Annotated in this window: 17 protein-coding genes, 1 tRNA gene and 1 pseudogene; 6 read left to right on the forward strand and 13 right to left on the reverse strand. The window is 61.1% G+C overall.

The genetic code is table 11. From position 1 onward, the window contains the following. Positions 1–51 precede the first annotated feature (51 nt). Positions 52–522 (reverse strand): low affinity iron permease family protein, encoded by a 471-nt coding sequence (locus tag GKZ68_RS04015; protein ID WP_173110937.1) that lies wholly within the window; start codon positions 520–522, stop codon positions 52–54. Between the two features lie 214 nt (positions 523–736). Here GKZ68_RS04015 and GKZ68_RS04020 point away from each other — a divergent pair. After that, positions 737–818, forward strand: a tRNA-Leu gene (locus GKZ68_RS04020). Positions 819–864: 46 nt separating this feature from the next. Here the strand turns inward: GKZ68_RS04020 and GKZ68_RS04025 are convergent. The 5 genes from GKZ68_RS04025 to GKZ68_RS04045 all read right to left on the reverse strand — a co-directional run bounded on the left by GKZ68_RS04025 (position 865) and on the right by GKZ68_RS04045 (position 7,903). Further along, complete coding sequence (locus GKZ68_RS04025) at positions 865–2,436, reverse strand: NFACT RNA binding domain-containing protein (RefSeq protein ID WP_173110940.1); 1,572 nt, start codon at positions 2,434–2,436, stop codon at positions 865–867. A 548-nt stretch (positions 2,437–2,984) separates the two neighbouring features. Next, on the reverse strand, positions 2,985–3,758 hold the full coding sequence (locus GKZ68_RS04030; RefSeq protein WP_173110942.1) for an MBL fold metallo-hydrolase: 774 nt from the start codon (positions 3,756–3,758) through the stop codon (positions 2,985–2,987). A gap of 111 nt (positions 3,759–3,869) precedes the next feature. Then, positions 3,870–4,256 (reverse strand): response regulator, encoded by a 387-nt coding sequence (locus GKZ68_RS04035; protein WP_173110944.1) that lies wholly within the window; start codon positions 4,254–4,256, stop codon positions 3,870–3,872. 60 nt (positions 4,257–4,316) lie between these two features. Beyond that, entirely contained in the window at positions 4,317–5,072 is a 756-nt protein-coding gene (locus GKZ68_RS04040) for a response regulator (protein WP_173110946.1), read from the reverse strand. A gap of 26 nt (positions 5,073–5,098) precedes the next feature. Then, positions 5,099–7,903: a PAS domain S-box protein gene (locus GKZ68_RS04045; protein ID WP_173110948.1), complete on the reverse strand. Its 2,805-nt coding sequence runs from the start codon at positions 7,901–7,903 to the stop codon at positions 5,099–5,101. 103 nt (positions 7,904–8,006) lie between these two features. Between GKZ68_RS04045 and GKZ68_RS04050 the strand changes: the two genes are divergently transcribed. From GKZ68_RS04050 to GKZ68_RS21880, 4 genes and pseudogenes are all read left to right on the forward strand, one after another. Beyond that, a complete protein-coding gene (locus GKZ68_RS04050; protein WP_173110950.1) occupies positions 8,007–8,615 on the forward strand; it encodes a hypothetical protein in 609 nt (202 codons plus the stop codon). Continuing rightward, entirely contained in the window at positions 8,516–9,139 is a 624-nt protein-coding gene (locus GKZ68_RS04055) for a glycosyltransferase (RefSeq protein WP_173110952.1), read from the forward strand. Before GKZ68_RS04050 ends, GKZ68_RS04055 begins: the two co-directional genes overlap by 100 nt. Positions 9,140–9,219: 80 nt before the next feature. Continuing rightward, positions 9,220–9,756: pseudogene (locus GKZ68_RS21875) on the forward strand (tRNA (adenosine(37)-N6)-dimethylallyltransferase); the annotation flags it as partial. A 62-nt stretch (positions 9,757–9,818) separates the two neighbouring features. Continuing rightward, positions 9,819–10,142 (forward strand): tRNA dimethylallyltransferase, encoded by a 324-nt coding sequence (locus tag GKZ68_RS21880; RefSeq protein WP_254244154.1) that lies wholly within the window; start codon positions 9,819–9,821, stop codon positions 10,140–10,142. 75 nt (positions 10,143–10,217) lie between these two features. Here GKZ68_RS21880 and pfkA read toward each other — a convergent pair whose 3' ends face one another. Continuing rightward, a complete protein-coding gene (gene pfkA / locus GKZ68_RS04065; protein WP_173110956.1) occupies positions 10,218–11,189 on the reverse strand; it encodes a 6-phosphofructokinase in 972 nt (323 codons plus the stop codon). A 224-nt stretch (positions 11,190–11,413) separates the two neighbouring features. Between pfkA and GKZ68_RS04070 the strand changes: the two genes are divergently transcribed. Beyond that, positions 11,414–11,860: a TerB family tellurite resistance protein gene (locus GKZ68_RS04070; RefSeq protein WP_173110958.1), complete on the forward strand. Its 447-nt coding sequence runs from the start codon at positions 11,414–11,416 to the stop codon at positions 11,858–11,860. 80 nt (positions 11,861–11,940) lie between these two features. Here the strand turns inward: GKZ68_RS04070 and GKZ68_RS04075 are convergent, their stop codons facing one another. The 6 genes from GKZ68_RS04075 to GKZ68_RS04100 form a co-directional block, all read right to left on the reverse strand. Then, positions 11,941–13,122 (reverse strand): aspartate aminotransferase family protein, encoded by a 1,182-nt coding sequence (locus GKZ68_RS04075; protein ID WP_173110960.1) that lies wholly within the window; start codon positions 13,120–13,122, stop codon positions 11,941–11,943. A 33-nt stretch (positions 13,123–13,155) separates the two neighbouring features. After that, the gene (locus tag GKZ68_RS04080) at positions 13,156–13,644 is read right to left on the reverse strand and encodes a hypothetical protein (RefSeq protein ID WP_173110962.1); all 489 of its coding nucleotides are present in this window, start codon (positions 13,642–13,644) and stop codon (positions 13,156–13,158) included. An 18-nt stretch (positions 13,645–13,662) separates the two neighbouring features. After that, positions 13,663–14,118 carry a hypothetical protein gene (locus GKZ68_RS04085; protein ID WP_173110964.1) on the reverse strand — a complete coding sequence of 152 codons (456 nt, stop codon included), beginning with the start codon at positions 14,116–14,118 and terminating at the stop codon, positions 13,663–13,665. Positions 14,119–14,148: 30 nt separating this feature from the next. Further along, the gene (locus GKZ68_RS04090; protein WP_173110966.1) at positions 14,149–14,721 is read right to left on the reverse strand and encodes an RNA polymerase sigma factor; all 573 of its coding nucleotides are present in this window, start codon (positions 14,719–14,721) and stop codon (positions 14,149–14,151) included. 76 nt (positions 14,722–14,797) lie between these two features. Then, on the reverse strand, positions 14,798–16,156 hold the full coding sequence (locus GKZ68_RS04095) for a VWA domain-containing protein (RefSeq protein WP_254244155.1): 1,359 nt from the start codon (positions 16,154–16,156) through the stop codon (positions 14,798–14,800). A gap of 117 nt (positions 16,157–16,273) precedes the next feature. Next, positions 16,274–16,813, reverse strand: a complete 540-nt coding sequence (locus GKZ68_RS04100) for a YfiT family bacillithiol transferase (RefSeq protein WP_173110970.1) — start codon at positions 16,811–16,813, stop codon at positions 16,274–16,276. Positions 16,814–16,924 lie beyond the last annotated feature (111 nt).

A 16,924-nucleotide genomic window follows, 5' to 3' on the forward strand; every position in this document is an offset into this window, starting at 1 on the left:
AGGGCACCCGCAAAGGTAACAGACCCCCTAGCCGGCGGGCGGGCCCGGCAGTTAGTCGTTGCGATGGGCGGCTAGCTTCTCGTGATGGTTGTCTTCGGCTTCTTCTACCGAGTGAGTTTCACCCAAGTCGTTGTCGGCCTTGGCTTTATCGGCTAGCAGGCAATAGAACTGGTGAATAAGCCGGATTTCCTCTTCCGAAAAATCCTGGGCATTGATGAGGCGGTTGCTGGCGCCTTTAGTAGCCGCTAGCAACTCATTTAACTTCAGATGCAACACCAGCGAATCCTTGTTTTGAGCGCGCTGAATGAGAAAAACCATCAAAAAGGTGATGATGGTAGTGCCCGTGTTGATAACAAGCTGCCAGGTTTCGGAGTAGTGAAATGCCGGTCCCGTTACGGCCCACAACAGCACAATGCCTACCGCACCCACAAACACCGCGGTAGTGCCCGAATATTTAGTGGTTTGTTCGGCAAAGCGACCGAAAAATGAAGCCTTTCTGGCGGGTTGGGAAGAAGCAGCCATGTAATAAAAGTTAAAAAACGACGCATTCTGCGCGGCTAATACCTTGCCAAGTAAGCAATAAGACAGTTCGCAGCCTCTTCCTTCCGTAGTTTTTTACGCCGAAAGCAGCTGCAGGATTTGAAAAAGCCGCGCGCCGTAGTACATTTGCACCCGCTTCGCCGCCTCAGCGAAGCCGGCCGCTGGTCCAGGCCTACAAGTTACCGATTGCCTATCTGCGCACGTGGTGAAACTGGTAGACACGCCATCTTGAGGGGGTGGTGCCTTCGGGTGTGGGAGTTCGAATCTCCCCGCGCGCACGCAGAACGAAAAAGCCCGCTACGCAGCGGGTTTTTTTGTGCTCCATTATTTCTCAAATGGATTAGCCGGTACCACCAGCACCACGCGCTCGCGCTCCACGAGCACCTGGCCGGGCAGGGCGCCCTTAGGCTTGCGCACAAACTTTTTGGGCGTCACCGTAACCGGGCACAACGAGTCGTGCTGGCGCCTGGAGTACCAGCCCGCTAGCTGGGCTGCGTGCTCTACTACCGGCTCGGGCACCGGCTGCCCCGCCCGGTGCCGGATAACAACGTGCGAGCCGCTCACATCCTTGGCATGCAGCCATAGGTCATCCTTGTGCGCGTACTTCTGGGTTAGCAGGTCGTTGTTCTGCGCATTGCGGCCTACCAAGATGGTAAAGCCTTGGTCTTCAAACACCTTAAAGGGTAATTCGCTGGATGCCTTGGCGGAGGCGGGGCTAGGGTCGAGGGCGTGCTGCTTGCGCCAGGCGCGCAGGCCGCGCAGCTCCGCTAGGGCCGGCTGGGCCTCTAATTCTTCGAGCAGCTCCAGCGCTTGCAGAGCCTCGGTTTCGCGGGTTGCTACGCGGGCCTGAAGCTGACGTTCTTCGATTTGCTGGTTTTTAGCTTTGCGGTAGAGATTTTCGGCCATGCGCTGCGGCTTTTCGAGCGGCTTTAGCTTGATGACCACTGGCTCATTGGTGTAAAAATCTACAATTTCGACCTGGCTAGCCCCCGGCGCAATGGCGTGCAAATTGGCCATGATGAGGTCGGCGCGGTGGCGGTAGCCAGCCTCGTGGGCCAGCGCGTGCAGGCGCTGGCTGGCCAGGTGGGCGCTGGTACTGGCCTCTTCGGCACGGCGCGTGAGCAGCTGGTGCAGCTGCCGGCGCTCGGTTTCGAGGGCGCGGCGGGCCAGGGCCAGTGGCACGAAGCGCCGCAGCGCGCCAATGGGGTCGGTGCCAGGCAGCGTTTCCAAAATCTCGCCCAGCGGCACCAGGCTCAGGCGGGTGCGGCCGTCGAGGTAAATAAGGTAATAGTGCGGCGGATTCTCCAGCTCGACTTGCAGCTCCTGGGCTAGCCGCTGCTTTACCTCGGCGGGCGCCGGGTCGTAGCCGCGCTGCTCGCGGAGGTAGCGCGCCGGCAGGTCGGCCAGGGCCGGCGGCAGCTTGCCAGTGGCGCCGATGGCTGGGCTAGCTTCGGCGGCCGGCGCGGGCGTGAGGTCGGCATCGGTCGCGTAGCGCTGGTGAAAAAGCTGGGCCGGCACGCCCGGCGCAGCCCGGAAAATAGCATTTGGCCGGGGACCGTAAAGCTTAAACGCTAACGTGGCCGCGTCTTCTATAAAATTGATTTGTAGCACTCTGTCTTGCGGCCAGACCACGACGCTGGCTACCGTGCGGCCCAGCAGCTCGGGCAGTAGGTCCACCGAGTTTTGGCGGGCGCGGTGAAAAGCTTCGGGCAGCGCCAGTGCCGGAAACGCCGCGCCCAGCTGCGCTTTGAGCCAAAACTCGGCACCCGTTTCGTTCAGTAGGCCCAGCACCAATTCGTCCTTTTCCTGCGAAAAGCAGCTTGCCACGCGGTAGCCGCGCAATTGCTCAGTGAGAGCCGGGGCTAGCTGGCGCAGGAAATAATAATTGGTGTGCATAATTGGTAAGAAGGCAACCTGCCAAGCTGGTAGGCTCAGATTTCCGCTAGCTTTAATAGCTGTATTAGTAGCGGGCGTGACTTACGCACTTCTAGCCAAGAGGGCACAGCGAGGAAAAGAACACCTATAACTACTATTCCTAAGGAAAATGTTATACCACCGGCATGGTCACGTAGCGGCGTTACTGTGGTTACATCTGCACTTAGCCAAACACCAGCAAACACGCAGGCAACGGCAGACGGTGCTGCAGGCGCAAAAAGCTGCCTCGCGCAGAGTCGAGCCTGACAACACCCGTTATGTGCGGCAGCATTGAATTGCGACTACTAATAATGCGATGCATCGTAAATGAATTACCATCTACTAGGCCTTCGAAGACTGCATGCGTAACGGACCGGCCAAAAAAAGTAACGGGAGCATTTCTCACCGTGCTACTAGCGACCTGCTGCAATAGCTCAACGGGAGCTAAAGGTGAATGAAACTCTTCCGTAAGCCAAGGAAAAAAAGCATCAGTTTCTGCAAAAAAACACGCTGTATAAATCGCCGCGTATCTACTCTGGTACCTCCACTAGCAGCCCATCGTATGCCAGCCGCACCCAGGGCGGCAGCGTGGCCTCTACCTCGCGGTGGCGGCCTAGCTGGTGGCTAATGTGGGTGAGAAATGCCTGGCGTGGCTTCAGCTCTTCCAGAATAGCCACGGCCTCGCCCAGCGTGAAATGTGAGAGGTGCGGCTCGTGGCGCAGGGCATTGAGCACGATGGTATCGCAGCCTTGTAACTGGGCTAGGGTGCTGTCGGGCAAGAAGTTGGCATCAGTGAGATAGGCTAGCCCACCGAGGCGGAAGCCCAATACCGGCAGTTTATGGTGCAGGGCGCGCAGCGGCTGCACGGCTAGGCCCAACACGTCGAAAGACTTCTGGTCGTCTAGTATCGGGTGCAGGCCCACCTGCGGCACACCGGGGTATTTGTGCTCGGCAAACACGTAAGCATACTCGCGCTTGAGCTGCTCGATAACGCGCGGTTCGGCAAAAACTGGCATTTCCTGCTGCTGCCGAAAATTGAAGGCCCGCACGTCGTCGAGGCCAGCAGTATGGTCCTTGTGCTCGTGGGTAAATAAAATACCATCGAGCCGCCTGATGTGAGCGCGCAGCATCTGCTGCCGAAAATCGGGGCCGGTGTCGACAACCAGGCTGCGCCCCGCCACCGCCAGGTGCACCGATACCCGCAGGCGCTGGTCGCGGTAGTCGAGCGAGCGGCATACCGGGCAAGTGCAGCCAATCATGGGCACCCCCGAAGAAGTGCCCGTGCCCAGAAAGGTTAAGGTCATAAAAGAATGTAAAGATGTGCAAAAGCAGACAATGAGCTGATTGCTGGGGCAGCGCTAAGGAAGCTAGCCCGCAAAGCACATCTCCTCTTTTCTCACATTCTCACATCAAAATTATCCCACGTACTGGCGCACTACCCGCACTAGCGCATCAAAGTCCAGTGGCTTAGGAAGATAATCCGTTACACCGGCTTCCCTAAACTGCTCCATTGAGTAGTTATTGGCGTTGCCGGTGATGGCAATAACGGGCAGCTGGCTGATGCGCGGGTCGGCGTGAGCCCGGATGTCGCGGGTGCATTCGATGCCGTTTCTGACCGGAATATTTATATCCATCAAGACCCCATCGATGGGTTGGCTTTCGAGTTGACGAATTACTTCGCCGCCGTTTTTGGCCAGTATAATCCGGTATTTCTGCTGCTCCAGGATTTTGCGCGTCAGGCTGAGAATAACCGAGCTATCCTCCGCAATGAGGATGGTTTTGGGGGTAGCGGTGGGGGTCATGTGGAAAAAATACGGGTGGACAAGAAAATGAAGGGAAAGATACCAGGCCGCCGCCGCCAGCTAGGCGGCACTGGCGGTGAGCAAGCCGGGATAATTGGCGATAAAAAGTGCAAATATCTGATTAAGCTCGGGCAACCCACTCGCCAGCACCTGAGTTTGCTGCTGCTTGATGGCTTTCTCCAAAGCTAATGCCTGCGTAGCCAGCTTGGTTAGGCCAAGCGTGCCGGCCGTGCCCTTAAGCTGGTGGAGCAGTGGGTGGAGCTTTTCTATCTCAGTAGCTTGCCAGTGGGCGTTTATTTGGGCCAGCAAATCGGTCGTTTCCTCAATAAACTCGCCGTAGAGCTCAGCCGTAAACTCTTCGCCCCCTAGCTGAAGCAGCTGCTTTAGCACCTCGGGGTCAACGATAGCCGGGGCAGGAGTGGGGGCTGCCGGCGGCGCGGGCGCTTCCGAATCCGGCGCCGCGACCCAACGGGCCAGCATCTGGGCCAGTTGCTGGTGCTTCACGGGCTTGGCCAGGTAGTCGTCGAGGCCGGCCTCGACGAAGCGGGCCGCATCATCGGGCATCGAGTAGGCTGTCATGGCCACGATGGGCGGGCTGGTCGGCCCCAGCTGCGCCTTAATAGCGCGGGTGGCGGCGATGCCATCGAGACCCGGCATTTGAATGTCCATCAGGATAATCTGATAGGCCGCGCCCGGCGCCGTGGCGCGGGTAATTGCTTCGTAGCCATCGCTGGCAATGTCCACCTCGCAATTAAGCTTGGCCAGCAGGCGCGCCGCCACTTTCTGGTTGATGATGTTATCATCGACCAGGAGCACACGGGCGGCGGGGCCGGCCAGGGCACCTACGAGGGCGGGCGGCGGGGCAGAGACGACGGCGGGGGGGCTTCCGGCAGCGCCTGCGCCGGCACCCGGCAGCGAATGGTAAACCAGAAAATACTGCCCTCGCCTGCATCTGATACTACCCCAATATTACCGCCCAGCAGCTCGGCCAGCTCCTTGCTGATGGCTAGCCCCAGGCCGGTGCCGCCGTAGGCTTTGCTGGGCGTGGTGTCGAGCTGGGTGAAGCTGGTAAAGAGGCGCGCCGCGTCGGTGGCCGAAATACCAATACCCGAGTCTTGCACCGCGAAGCGCAGCGTATGGTATTCGCCCTCGGCCCGCGCCGACGACACCACCACGCTCACCGTGCCCTGGGCCGTAAACTTGATGGCATTGGCAATAAGATTGGCCAGAATCTGGAGCAGGCGCGTTTCGTCGGTGATGACGGCGGCGGGGGTACCGGGCGCCAGGTGGCAGGTAAAGCGCAGGTTTTTCTGGTTGGCCCGGTACAGAAATAGCGCCCGCAGCCGGTCGAGCAAAGGCTCCAGCATGAGCGGCGCTTCGTTGAGCCGCATCTTGCCCGCCTGAATTTTCGACAAGTCCAGAATGTCGTTCAGAATGGTCATCAGCGCCTCCGAGCTGGTGCCCAGCGTATCGACGTAGTCGGCCTGCTCACCGCTAAGCGGGGTCTGGCTCAGCAGGTCAATCATGCCAATAATGCCATTCATGGGCGTGCGCAGCTCGTGGCTCATGTTGGCCAAAAACTGCGTTTTAGCCTCCGAGGCAGCTTCGGCCTGCTCTTTGGCTAGCCTCAGGTCATCCTGAATGCGCCGGATTTCGGTAATGTCGCGCGCAATGCCTTCGGTACCAAACCGCGTGCGGCGGGCGTTAATGAGTACGCTCACCGGGTAGCCATCGTGGTGGCGCAGCTGGGTTTCGAAGTTGCGCAGCTCGCCCTGCTTGCGTAGCGTCTGGCGCAATAACTGGTGCTGCTCGGGCTGCCAGTAGAAATCCTCGATGCGGTAGCTGAGGGCTTCTAAAGGGCTGTAGCCTAGTACTTCGCGCAAAGAGGGGCTCAGTATAGTGAAGCGCCCCTCGCGGTCGGTGCGGTAGTACACATCTTGAAAAGACTCGAAGATGGAGCGAAATTTTTCTTCCTGCGCCGCCAGCACCAGCTGCGAGTTTTTGCTCGCCGTAATGTCCTGGGCCTGCGCGGTAATTTCGTCGAATGAGCCGTCGGTGAGGTAGATGGGCGCCAGGCTGACGCTGAGCCAGACGCTGGGGTAGCGGGGCACCCGCACGTGAACCTCAAACTGCTGGCTTTCGCCGCGGGCGGCGGCCAGGTAGCTGCTGCGAAACAGTTCACGCGTGGCCTCATCGGTCAGGGCAATGTCGTTTTCCAGCACGTTGAGGCCCGGCGTGGGCAGCACCCCGTTGCGGCGCTGGTAAAAAGTGGCGTAGTTGCCATTAAACGACACGAGGTGCCCGCGCCGGTCCACGTTCCAGATAAGCTGCGAGCCGCTCTCAAAAATGGCATTCAGGCGCGCATTCTGGCGGCCTACATATTCCTCCTGCCGCTTGCGGTCAATAGCCAGCGCCACCTGCCCCGAGATAAAGTGCAAAATATCGAGGTCGGCGGGCGTGTAAAGGTCGGCGCGGTCGTATTCCTGCACGGCTAGTACCCCGATGGTGCGGTCGCCCACACTCAGCGGCGAGGCGAGCAGCACGGCCGGCAGGCGTCCGAAGGCCGTCATCTCGCCGGTGCGCATGAGGCGCAGCAGGTCGGCCTGCGTAAAGAACAGCGGCTGGCCCTGCTGAATAACGTACTCGGTGATGCCCAGCGAAAACGGCCGCCCGTCGCCCTGCTCAAAATAGGCGTGTTGGTCGACGTAGTACACAAACTGCAAGTGCGTGCGCGCGTCGTCGCAGAGAGCGATAAAGATATTATTGGTCTCAATCACCTTGCCCAATTCGCGGTGAATGGCCCCGTAGAGCGCCGGCAGGTCGTGGGCCGAAATAGCCAGATTGGCAATGCTGTAGTAGACCTTTTGCAGGCGCTCGGCCTTGATGCGGTCGGTGATATCGTGCAGCACGGCCCGGGCGCTAGGCAGCTGCCCCGGCTGCTGCTCGCAGCTCACCGAGCCGATGAGGTGCACCGGCCGGCCAGCCTTGGTGAGCAGCACGGTTTCGAGCTTGTTGAGGGCCTGGCCTTCGTAGAGGCGGCGCAGCTGGTAGAGCAGCTTGGCGCGGTAGTAGGGGTGCACCACGTCGGTGAGCGGGCGGCCCAGCAATTCCTCCTCGGTATAGCCCAGCTTTTCCTGCCCGGCGCGGTTCACAAACAGCAGCAGGTTAGTAGCGCTCAGGTGCAGAATGAGGTCGTGCGAGCTGTCGAAAAACTCGCGCAGATACATTGGCTCCGGCACCAGGGCCGGGGTGGGAGTCTTTCTAGGATTGCTGAGCGTGTAGCCGATTGTCCACATGCCCGTAATGCGCTGCTGCTCATCGCGCACCAGCTGCGACTGCCACTGAATAAGGACACTTTCCCCGGCTTTCGTCACTAGCTCCAGCTCGTAATGGTCGGTGCAGGGTAGCTCGCCGCGTAGCACGCTTAAGAGGTGTGCCTGGCGCTCGGCCTGCTGGGCCGGCGGCGTAAGTAGCCGATGGTAGAGATGGCCGAGCAGCTGCGCGCGCTTATAGCCGCTCAGCTGCACGAAGGTGTCATTTACCTCGGTGATGCGCCCACCCACGTCGAAAACTACGTAGGCAAGCTGCAACTGGTCGAACATGTGCGCGGTAGCCGGTAGTTGCGGCCCCGAAAGTTGAGCGGGCATAGAGAGCTACAAACGCATTGCCGGGGCGGAAGTTATAGCCGGCGGGAGCAGTAGAAGTAGATTTGGGCGGAATTTACGGCCGCCGCGCCGTTTTACCTAGTCCGTGCCTATTTCTCCCACCCGGCTGGTTTTTGCCGTCACCACCGACCTGAGCTACGACCAGCGCATGCAGCGCATCTGCGCCAGCCTGGCGCAGGCCGGCTACGCCGTGTTGCTGGTGGGCTGGCAGCGGCCCCATTCGGTGCCGCTGGGCCCGCAGCCTTATCAACAGCACCGACTGCGCGGCTGGTTTCAGCACGGCAAATTATTTTACCTGGAGTATAATCTGCGGCTATTGCTGTATCTGCTAAGGCAGCGCGCCGCCGCCTGGGCCTGCGCCGACCTCGATGCTGCGCTGCCCACCTGGCTGCGCGCCCGGCTAGGGGGCCAGCCGTTCATCTACGACGCCCACGAGTTGTTTACGGAGGTGCCCGAAGTGGTGGCCCGCCCCGCGTGCAACGCGTGTGGCAGTGGGTCGAAAATGTTATCGTGCCCCGCGCCCGGCTGCGCTACACAGTGGGGCCAGCGCTGGCTAGCCTCTTCGAGGCGCGGCACCCGGGGCGCGCCTTTGCAGTGGTGCGCAACGTGCCGGTGGCGGCGCCCGCCATCAGTAGCCCGCAGCTGCCGGCTGGCGCGCCCCCGGTGCTGCTGTATCAGGGTGCGCTCAACGTAGGCCGGGGGCTAGCCGAGCTGCTCGCCGCCATGCCCCGGGTGCCGGCGCGGCTCATTGTCTGCGGCGAGGGCGACTGCTCGGCGGCCCTGCGCGCGCAGGCCCAGTCGCTGGGCTTGCTGACGTCGGGCCAGGTCGAATTCCGGGGCTACGTGCTGCCCGCCGAGTTGCGCCTGCTCACCGCCCAAGCTACCGTGGGTATTATGCTGCTCGAAAACGTGGGTCTGAGTTACTACTACTCGCTGGCTAATAAGTTTTTCGACTACGTGCAGGCCGGTATTCCGCAGCTCTGCATCGACTTTCCCGAGTATCGTGCCCTCAATACCCGGCATGAGGTGGCCGAGCTGGTGCCCGACCTGGCGCCCGCGACCCTGGCCGCCGCCCTGGCCCGGCTGCTGCCCGGAGGCCGGCCCGGTGCCCGCTACCAGCAGCTGGCCGCCAACTGCCGCCAGGCCCGCCAGGAGTGGAACTGGCAGCAGGAAGAAAAAACGTTGGTGCAGCTGTACGCTGCGCTCAATTTGAACTAAAGAAGCAGGAAGCTGGCGTGCGGAATGATTGCCAGGAGAATTTCGCCCGCCAGCCTCTTAATTCCCAATAAAGTAACAGCATGCTTGCTCCTCATATTCTCGCCCGGCTAGCCCCCACCGCCGCCGACCCGCGCCCCGTGCTGCTGGCCGTGGCTGGACCCACTGCCGTGGGCAAAACGGCCCTCACCGTGGCCTTGGCGCGGCAGCTCGGCACCGAAATAATTTCGGCCGACTCGCGCCAGTTCTTCCGCGAAATGAGTATCGGCACGGCCAAGCCCACGCCCGCCGAGAGGCAGGGCGTGCCGCACCACTTCGTTGATTCGCACAGCATTACCGAAGACTACAGCGCCGGCCGCTTCGCCGCCGAGGCGGAGGCGCGGCTAGCCAGGCTCTTTGCCCGCCACCCGGTCGTCATTGCTACCGGTGGCTCGGGGCTGTATTTGCAGGCCCTTACCGATGGCCTCGACGAGCTGCCGCCCGTGCTGCCCGCCGTGCGCCAGCAGCTACAGCACGAGCTCGCCACGCAGGGGCTAGCCCCGCTCGTGGCCGAGCTGGCCGCCACTGACCCCATAGCCCACGCCCGCCTCGATTTGCAAAATCACCAGCGCGTGCTGCGCGCCCTCGAAATCACGCGTGGCACGGGCCGGCCGTTTTCTAGCTTTCACCGGGGCCGGCGGCCGTGGCCGGCAAGGCGGCGGCTAGGCCGTTTCGGGTCGAGAAAGTGGCGCTCACCCGCGACCGCGAAGAACTGTATAGGCGCATCGACCAGCGCGTGCTGCAAATGCTGGAAATGGGGCTGGTGGCCGAAGTTGAGCGGCTGCTGCCCCACCGCCACCAGCAGGCACTGCAAACGGTGGGCTACCAGGAAATCTTTGGCTACCTCGACGGCGCCTACGACTACGCCGAGGCCGTGCGCCTGCTGCAGCGCAATACCCGCCACTACGCCAAGCGTCAGCTTACCTGGCTGCGCCGCGACGCGGGCTACGCCTGGGCCGAAATGTGAAGATGTGCAAATTGATAACTGTGGCAATGAGCTGGCGTAGTCATTGCCACAGTTATCAATTTGCACATCTGCCAATCATACGGAAAGTATCTCGACCATGCGCATAAAGCTCTGGTTGATGACTTTGCGCTTATTGATGGTATCATCAAATGGCGTGTACATGAGCTTGCGGTCTACGATGCCAGCCATCACGTTTTTCATGCCGTTGAGCAAGCCCTCTACCGCCGCGATGCCGAGTTGCGAAGCTAGCAGGCGGTCGGAGGCGGTGGGCGAGCCGCCGCGCTGAATGTGGCCCACGATGGTTACGCGCGTGTCGAGCTGCGGAATGGCTTCCTTCACGCGCTTGGCTACTTTGTGGACGTTGCCTTCTTCCTCGCCCTCGGCCACGATGACGATAAAGGAGGTTTTGTGGCGGGCGTAGCTGGTTTGCAGCGACTCAATTACCGCCTCCACGCTCATGGCCGTTTCGGGCACCATCACGATTTCGGCGCCGCCGCCGATGGCGCACGGAATGGCAATGTAGCCCGAATCGCGGCCCATCACTTCCACAAAAAAGCAGCGGTCGTGCGAGTCGGCCGTATCGCGGATTTTGTCGATAGCCTCCAGCGCCGTGTTCACGGCCGTGTCGTAGCCGATGGTGTAGTCGGTGCCGTAGAGGTCGTTGTCGATGGTGCCCGGCGCGCCCACCGTCGGGATGCCAAACTCCTTTTCAAAGATGGTGGCGCCCGTAAACGTGCCGTTGCCGCCAATGGCCACCAGGCCCTCAATGCCGTGATTGGTGAGCTGGTCGAACGCCTCCTGGCGGCCTTCCTTGGTCATAAACTTCTGCGAGCGGGCCGATTTCAGAATCGTGCCGCCGCGCTGCACCGTGTTCGACACCGAGGCCGAATCCATGCGCACAAATTCGCCCTTAATCATGCCGCTGTAGCCCCGCATGATGCCATACACCTCAATGCCGTGGTACACGCCCGCCCGCACCACTGCCCGCAGGCAGGCATTCATGCCGGGCGCGTCGCCCCCACTCGTAAAAACTCCAATTCTCTTCATGGTCAAAAGTCAGCTAAATGCGCCCGCTGCCAACTCAGGGTTGGCTTTAAGCCCGCAAAGGTCGGTAGCCGAACGCACTTGCCCGATAGAGCGGAACAATTTGTGCCCGACATTTTTTCGGCGATTACGTAGAAGTAGGCGAAAACGTAGAGCAGCTTCTTGGTTATTAGGCGTTTCATGCCTACTTTTCGCTATCTCATCGCCCACCTTCAACCCGCACGCTTATGTTTGGTTTTTTCGAAAACGAGCAGGCCAAAAAAATAAAAGGCCACCTCTGCAATCTCGCCGCCCTAGCCAAAGCCGACGGCCACGTGGACGACCGGGAAATGAACTTTATCATCACCGTTGGTAAGAAAAACGGCGTGTCGGCCAATGACGTGCGCAAGCTGGTGGCCGGCCAAACCAACTGCCTGGCCGACTTGCCCGGCAACGATTCTGAGCGCTTCGACCAGATTTTCGACCTCGTAGACATGATGCTTGCTGATGGCATCGTGGACGAAACCGAAATGGATTTTTGCATTATGATGGCCGAGAAGCTGGGCTTCCGCAAAGCCATTGTGGGCGTGCTGGTACGCAAGATTTCGCAGGGCGTAAAGGATGCCGTGCCCCGCGAGCGCATCAAGGAGGAAAGCCTTTCCTTCTTGAATTACAATAACTTGCCGGTGCGGTAAAATTATATTTTTGCCCAGCCTTAGCTAGCCCCACCAAGCGCACTTTACTGCGCTTGATGGGGCTAGCCGCTTTTTTGGCCTTACCCGATAGCCCGCAGCAGCCCGGCCACGGCCGCGTCAAGCTCGGCCTCGGTAATGGTGAGCGGCGGCGCGATGCGCAGCGAGTTGTCGCAGAACAAAAACCAGTCGGTAAGGATACCTTCCTCGGCCAGCGCGCGGTCGATAATCGGCTTAAGAACTTCAAACGACTCAAATTCCACGGCCATCAGCAGGCCGCAGTTGCGCACTTCCCGAATAGCCGGGTGCACCAGCTGCGCCCGCAGGCGTGCGGCTTTGGCCGCTACGCCGGCCAGCAGGTTTTCTTCCTGAATGACCTGGAGCGTGGCTAGCGAGGCCGCGCAGCTCACCGGGTGCCCGCCAAAGGTGGTGCAGTGCCCCAGGATGGGGTTAGTTTGAAAGCCCGCCATGATAGTGGGCGAAGAAATAAATGCCCCGATGGGCATGCCGCCGCCCATGCCTTTGGCGCACACCAGGATGTCGGGCACCACCCCAAACTGCTCGAAGGCCCACTGCGTGCCCGTGCGCCCAAAGCCACACTGAATCTCATCCAGAATCAGCAGCGCGCCCACCTCGGTGCAGCGCCGCCGCACGGCCGGCAGGTAGCCGGGCTGCGGCAGCCGCACGCCGGCCTCGCCCTGCACGGTTTCGAGCACCACGGCGGCGGTGTGCTCGGTTATTAACGTCAAGTCGGCCAGTTCGTTGTAGCGCAGGTGCGTCACGGCGGGCAGTAGGGGCCGGTAGCTGTTTTTAAAGCCCTCGGAGCCGGTGATGGACAGCGCGCCGTGCGTGGAGCCGTGGTAGGCGTTGAAAGCCGAAACCAGGCCCGGGCGGCCGGTGTGGCGCTTGGCCAGCTTGAGCGCGCCTTCGATGGCCTCGGTACCCGAGTTGGTGAAATACACTGTGTCGAGCGGGGCGGGCAGGGTGGCAGCCAGCGCCTGAGCTAGCCGGGCGGGCGGGGCCTGCACCAGCTCGCCATACACCATCAGGTGGAGGTACTTATCAAGCTGGTCGTGAATGGCTTGCAGCACCTTTGGGTGCCGGTGCCCCACGTTGCTGACGCCGATGCCGGAAATCAAATCCAGAATCGGCCGGCCCTCGGGGGTATACATGTACGCGCCCTCGGCCCGCTCAATTTCCAGCAAGAGTGGAAATTCTGAAGTTTGGGCCTGGTGGCGTAAAAAAAGCTGGCGGGGGGTGAGCATATCGCCCGCAAAGGTACCGCCGCTAGGGGTGGGCTAGCGCACGGGCTGGTCGGCGGGCGGCGGGGCCGGGGCGTTTTGGCCGGCCACCCGCTTGAGGACTTCCTTGGTAAAGTCGCGCTCGGCCTGATACAGCTGGGCCACCTGGCGCAGGGCCAGTACTTTCTGTAATTTCTCGAAATAATCTTTTTCGAGATTGAGTTGCTGCTGGCGGATGGCAAAGTCCTGGGTAAAATTGTCACGAAGCTGGGCATCGCTCAGGCCAGGGTTGTCGGCATCGCGGCGCAGTTGGCGGGCCGAGCGATTAAGCTCGCGGCGCTTGGTCACAAAGTCGTTGTACACGGGCCAGAAGCGCTGCGCCTGGTCCTGGGTCAGCGTGAGGCGGGAGGTGATGAAGGCAATCTTCGCATTGTCGAGCTGGCTGATGCTGGCACCGGGCCGGCGTGCCTGCGCCTGCGCTGGCTGGCGGCTGGCCAGGGCCACTAGCAGTAAACAGCTCAGAATAAAAAATCGTAACGTATTCATGGCTAGTAAAAAATGCGCTTACAAAAGCCCGGCCTCATTGGTGGGCTGTGCGTCGAGCGCCTCAGTAAGCTCGGTGGGGGAGAGCCGCAGGTATTGTTTGGTAATGCCCAGGTGGTGCGTCGGCAGTTCGGCCAGGTCCAGCATATCCACGTGCGTCTCGCCACTAGTCAGGTAGTCTACCAGCTGCGCCTGGGGCACCGCGTCGAGGCTGGCGGGGCGGGCCGGGCTGCTCAATGAGGCGCCACCCAGCCACAGCGAGGCCGCAAACGTGCCCAGCAGCAGCGTCGAGGCTAGCCCCGTGCGCAGGTAGGCCGGCGCGCGTAGCAGCCAGGCTAGCGGCTGCGGGCGGCTGGCCGGCGGGGCCACCTGGGCCATTATTCGCGTGGGAAGCTGCTCGAAGTAGCCGGCGGGCGGGCTGCTTAGCGGCTGCGGCCAGCGGCGCGGGTGCTCATCAAGGCGAAAAGGCGTTTTCATGAACATTAGATAAAAGAGCGGGGGCTAAGTTTAAGCGGCTTCGTCGGAGTTGATGGCCGGGTTGTCGGCCTGGGTCACGTATTCCTCGATTTTGCGGGCGGCATGGTGGTAGCTGGCCTTCAGCGCGCCCACGCTGGTGCCGGTTACTTCGGCCATTTGCTCGTAGGGCATTTCGTCGTAGTAGCGCAGGTTAAATACGAGGCGCTGCTTGTCAGGCAGGCGCAGAATGGCCCTTTGCAGCTTCAGCTCAATCTCATCGCCGGCCACGGCCGGGTCGGCCTCAATTTTGGCAACTAGTTCGGCGCTTACGTCATTGAGCGGCAGCAAAAACTTGCGCCGCTTGCTTTGCAGAAAGCTTAGGCACTCGTTGGTGGCGATGCGGTAAATCCAGGTGAAAAGCTGGGCATCCTGCCGGAAGCTCCCTAGGTGTTGAAACACCTTCACAAATACGTCCTGGGTGAGGTCGTCGGCGTCATCGTGGTCGATTACCATCTTGCGCACGTGCCAATACACCTTCTGCTGATACTTGCGCACCAGTTGGTTAAAGGCCAGGTTGCGGCTGGCCGGCTCGTGAAACTTGGCGAGGATTTCGTGGTCTTCCAAGCGCAGGATGGGGGCGATTGTGCGGGTTGGACGCCGGAAATAAGCCAGGGTTTAATGGCTGGCTGGCAAACGGATTTCACCGCCCGAAAATGCTCAGCGAAGTCGTCTGGGCCGAGCGAATGGTAAAATTTCGCACGTCCGTAAACTTGCTGCCGGTGCTGGTAGCCGTGCGAAACACCAGCCGGTAGGCGCCCGGCTGCATGGCCAGGTTCACCTTGCTGCTGGCCTCGGGCAGGTTATAAATCCAAGTCTGCGACTCGTCGTCGTTGAGCTTGTAGATGCTGCCAAAACCTTTGAGGTCGGACGTGATATTGAGGGTGCCGGGCACGGCGTAAGTCACGGTTGTCGTCTGGCCCTGGTGCACACTCACGCGCTGGGTGCTGCGCGGCAGGGTCAGTATTTCCACCTCGTAGTTGCCGGCCAGCATTTTCTGGCGCGTGCCAAACGGCAGGGCTAGCCCCGTAGTTGGGCTGCCCGCCGCCCGCACCACCGCCTGCACTGCCCCGCCGTAGGGATTAGGCGAGATAGTAGCCGGCTGAAGCACCAGCGTGCCCTGCGGCGTCTTGAAATTCAAGACGTTGGCCCTGCCAGCCTTAATGACCAGGTTGGGCTGGCGCACGGCCGGCACGGTGTTTATCACCAGGTCGTAGCTCTGCAAGGCGTCGATGTCGAGCACGTCGGCCTTGCCCTGGGCGTCGCGGTAATGCACGTAGTTGTACTCGGGCTGCCCGGTCACGTTGTTGACGAACGTCATGTTTACGTTCGATTCCACCGGCCGGCCAGCCTCGTCGGTGAGGTTGATGGCCACCGTGGTCTTGGCCAGCGTTTGGGCAATTACATCGTTGAGCACCGTCTGGAAGGTCTTCACCTCGGCCGCGTTGTAGTATTTACCCAGACATTCGAGCGAGCGCCCAAAGTCCTTTTCGGCCCCGATGCCAATCACAAACGGCTTCAGAAACACGCGCTTGCGCTGCAATGCTAGCGAGGCGGCGCAGGGGTCGCCCTTGCACGACTCCACGCCGTCGGTGATGAGCAGCAGCACGTTGCGCGAGGTTTTATCCAGCGGAAAGTCCTTGGCTGATTGTTCCAATGAATACGTAATGGGGGTGTTGCCCTGCGCCTTCAGCGTCTTGAGCCGGGCCTTGATGGCGGCGGCATTTTTGGGGGCGAAGGGCACTTCGAGGCGCGAGTCTTCGCAGTTTTGCTCGGCGTTGGCGTGCTGGTGGCCGTACACGCGCAGGCCCAGCTCCAAATTGGGGTAGGCATTGAGCGAGTCGGCTATCTTGGCTAGCAGGCGCTTGGCTACCTCCCAGCGCGGCTGGCCCTCCCAGGGCGCCATCATCGAGCCCGAAGCATCGAGCAGAAACAGGATGCGCGTCACCTTAGGCTTTTCGGGCGGCGCATTTTGCGCCCGGCTAACGAAGCAAACGGTCAAAAGCAGCCAGGCTAGCAGGCAGCCAGCAGCTCGGCGGACAGAAAAACGGGGCGGGAGTAGCATCGCCGAAATTTACACCGCTGCGGCGGGTTTGCTATTGCTCAGCCACACGGCAACTTACGCCCCTAGCAGCCCCAGGTGCGCCAAATGGTGCCGCCCGTGCCAGGCGTACTGCACCAAGGCTTGCTCCAGCGTGCTAGTGGTTTGGTAGCGCGGGTGGTAGAAGGTACGCTGCCACTGCGCCTCGCTCAGCTGCTCCAGCAGCATTACCCAGCGCACGTGCAGGCTAGCCAGCAGCTCCAGCGACACGGCTAGGGGCGTCACGGCCACATCGGGTAGCTCGGCCCAGGCCTGCTCATCAAAGGGCCGCACGGTTGGGTTGTCCTCCGTGAGCGCCAGCCGAAAGCGGCTGTATAAGTTGGGGTGCGTATCGGCCAGGTGGTGCACCACCTGCCGGCCCGTCCACCCGCCGGGGCGGTAGGGCTGCTCCAGGCGCGCCGGCCCGGCCCGCTCCACGGCCGCCTTCAGCAGCGCCGGAAACTCGGCCAACTGTTGCAGATACAGGGCGCGCCCGGCCGGCGTGAGGGGCGCGGTAGGCAGCTGCGGCCGGCCAATGGGAAAGCGTAGGTGGTTGTCGTCGGGAGTGGGGGAGGTCATGACGGAGAGAGTTTGTGATATGGCTGCAAACAAAAACAGCACCCTGGTAAGGGTGCTGCTCATAATTTATCGGCTTTTCAATTCATGCCATCTCGGCTCGAAAAGTTTTAA

The sequence above is a fragment of the Hymenobacter sp. BRD128 genome (assembly GCF_013256625.1).
In the GTDB taxonomy this organism is placed as follows: domain Bacteria; phylum Bacteroidota; class Bacteroidia; order Cytophagales; family Hymenobacteraceae; genus Hymenobacter.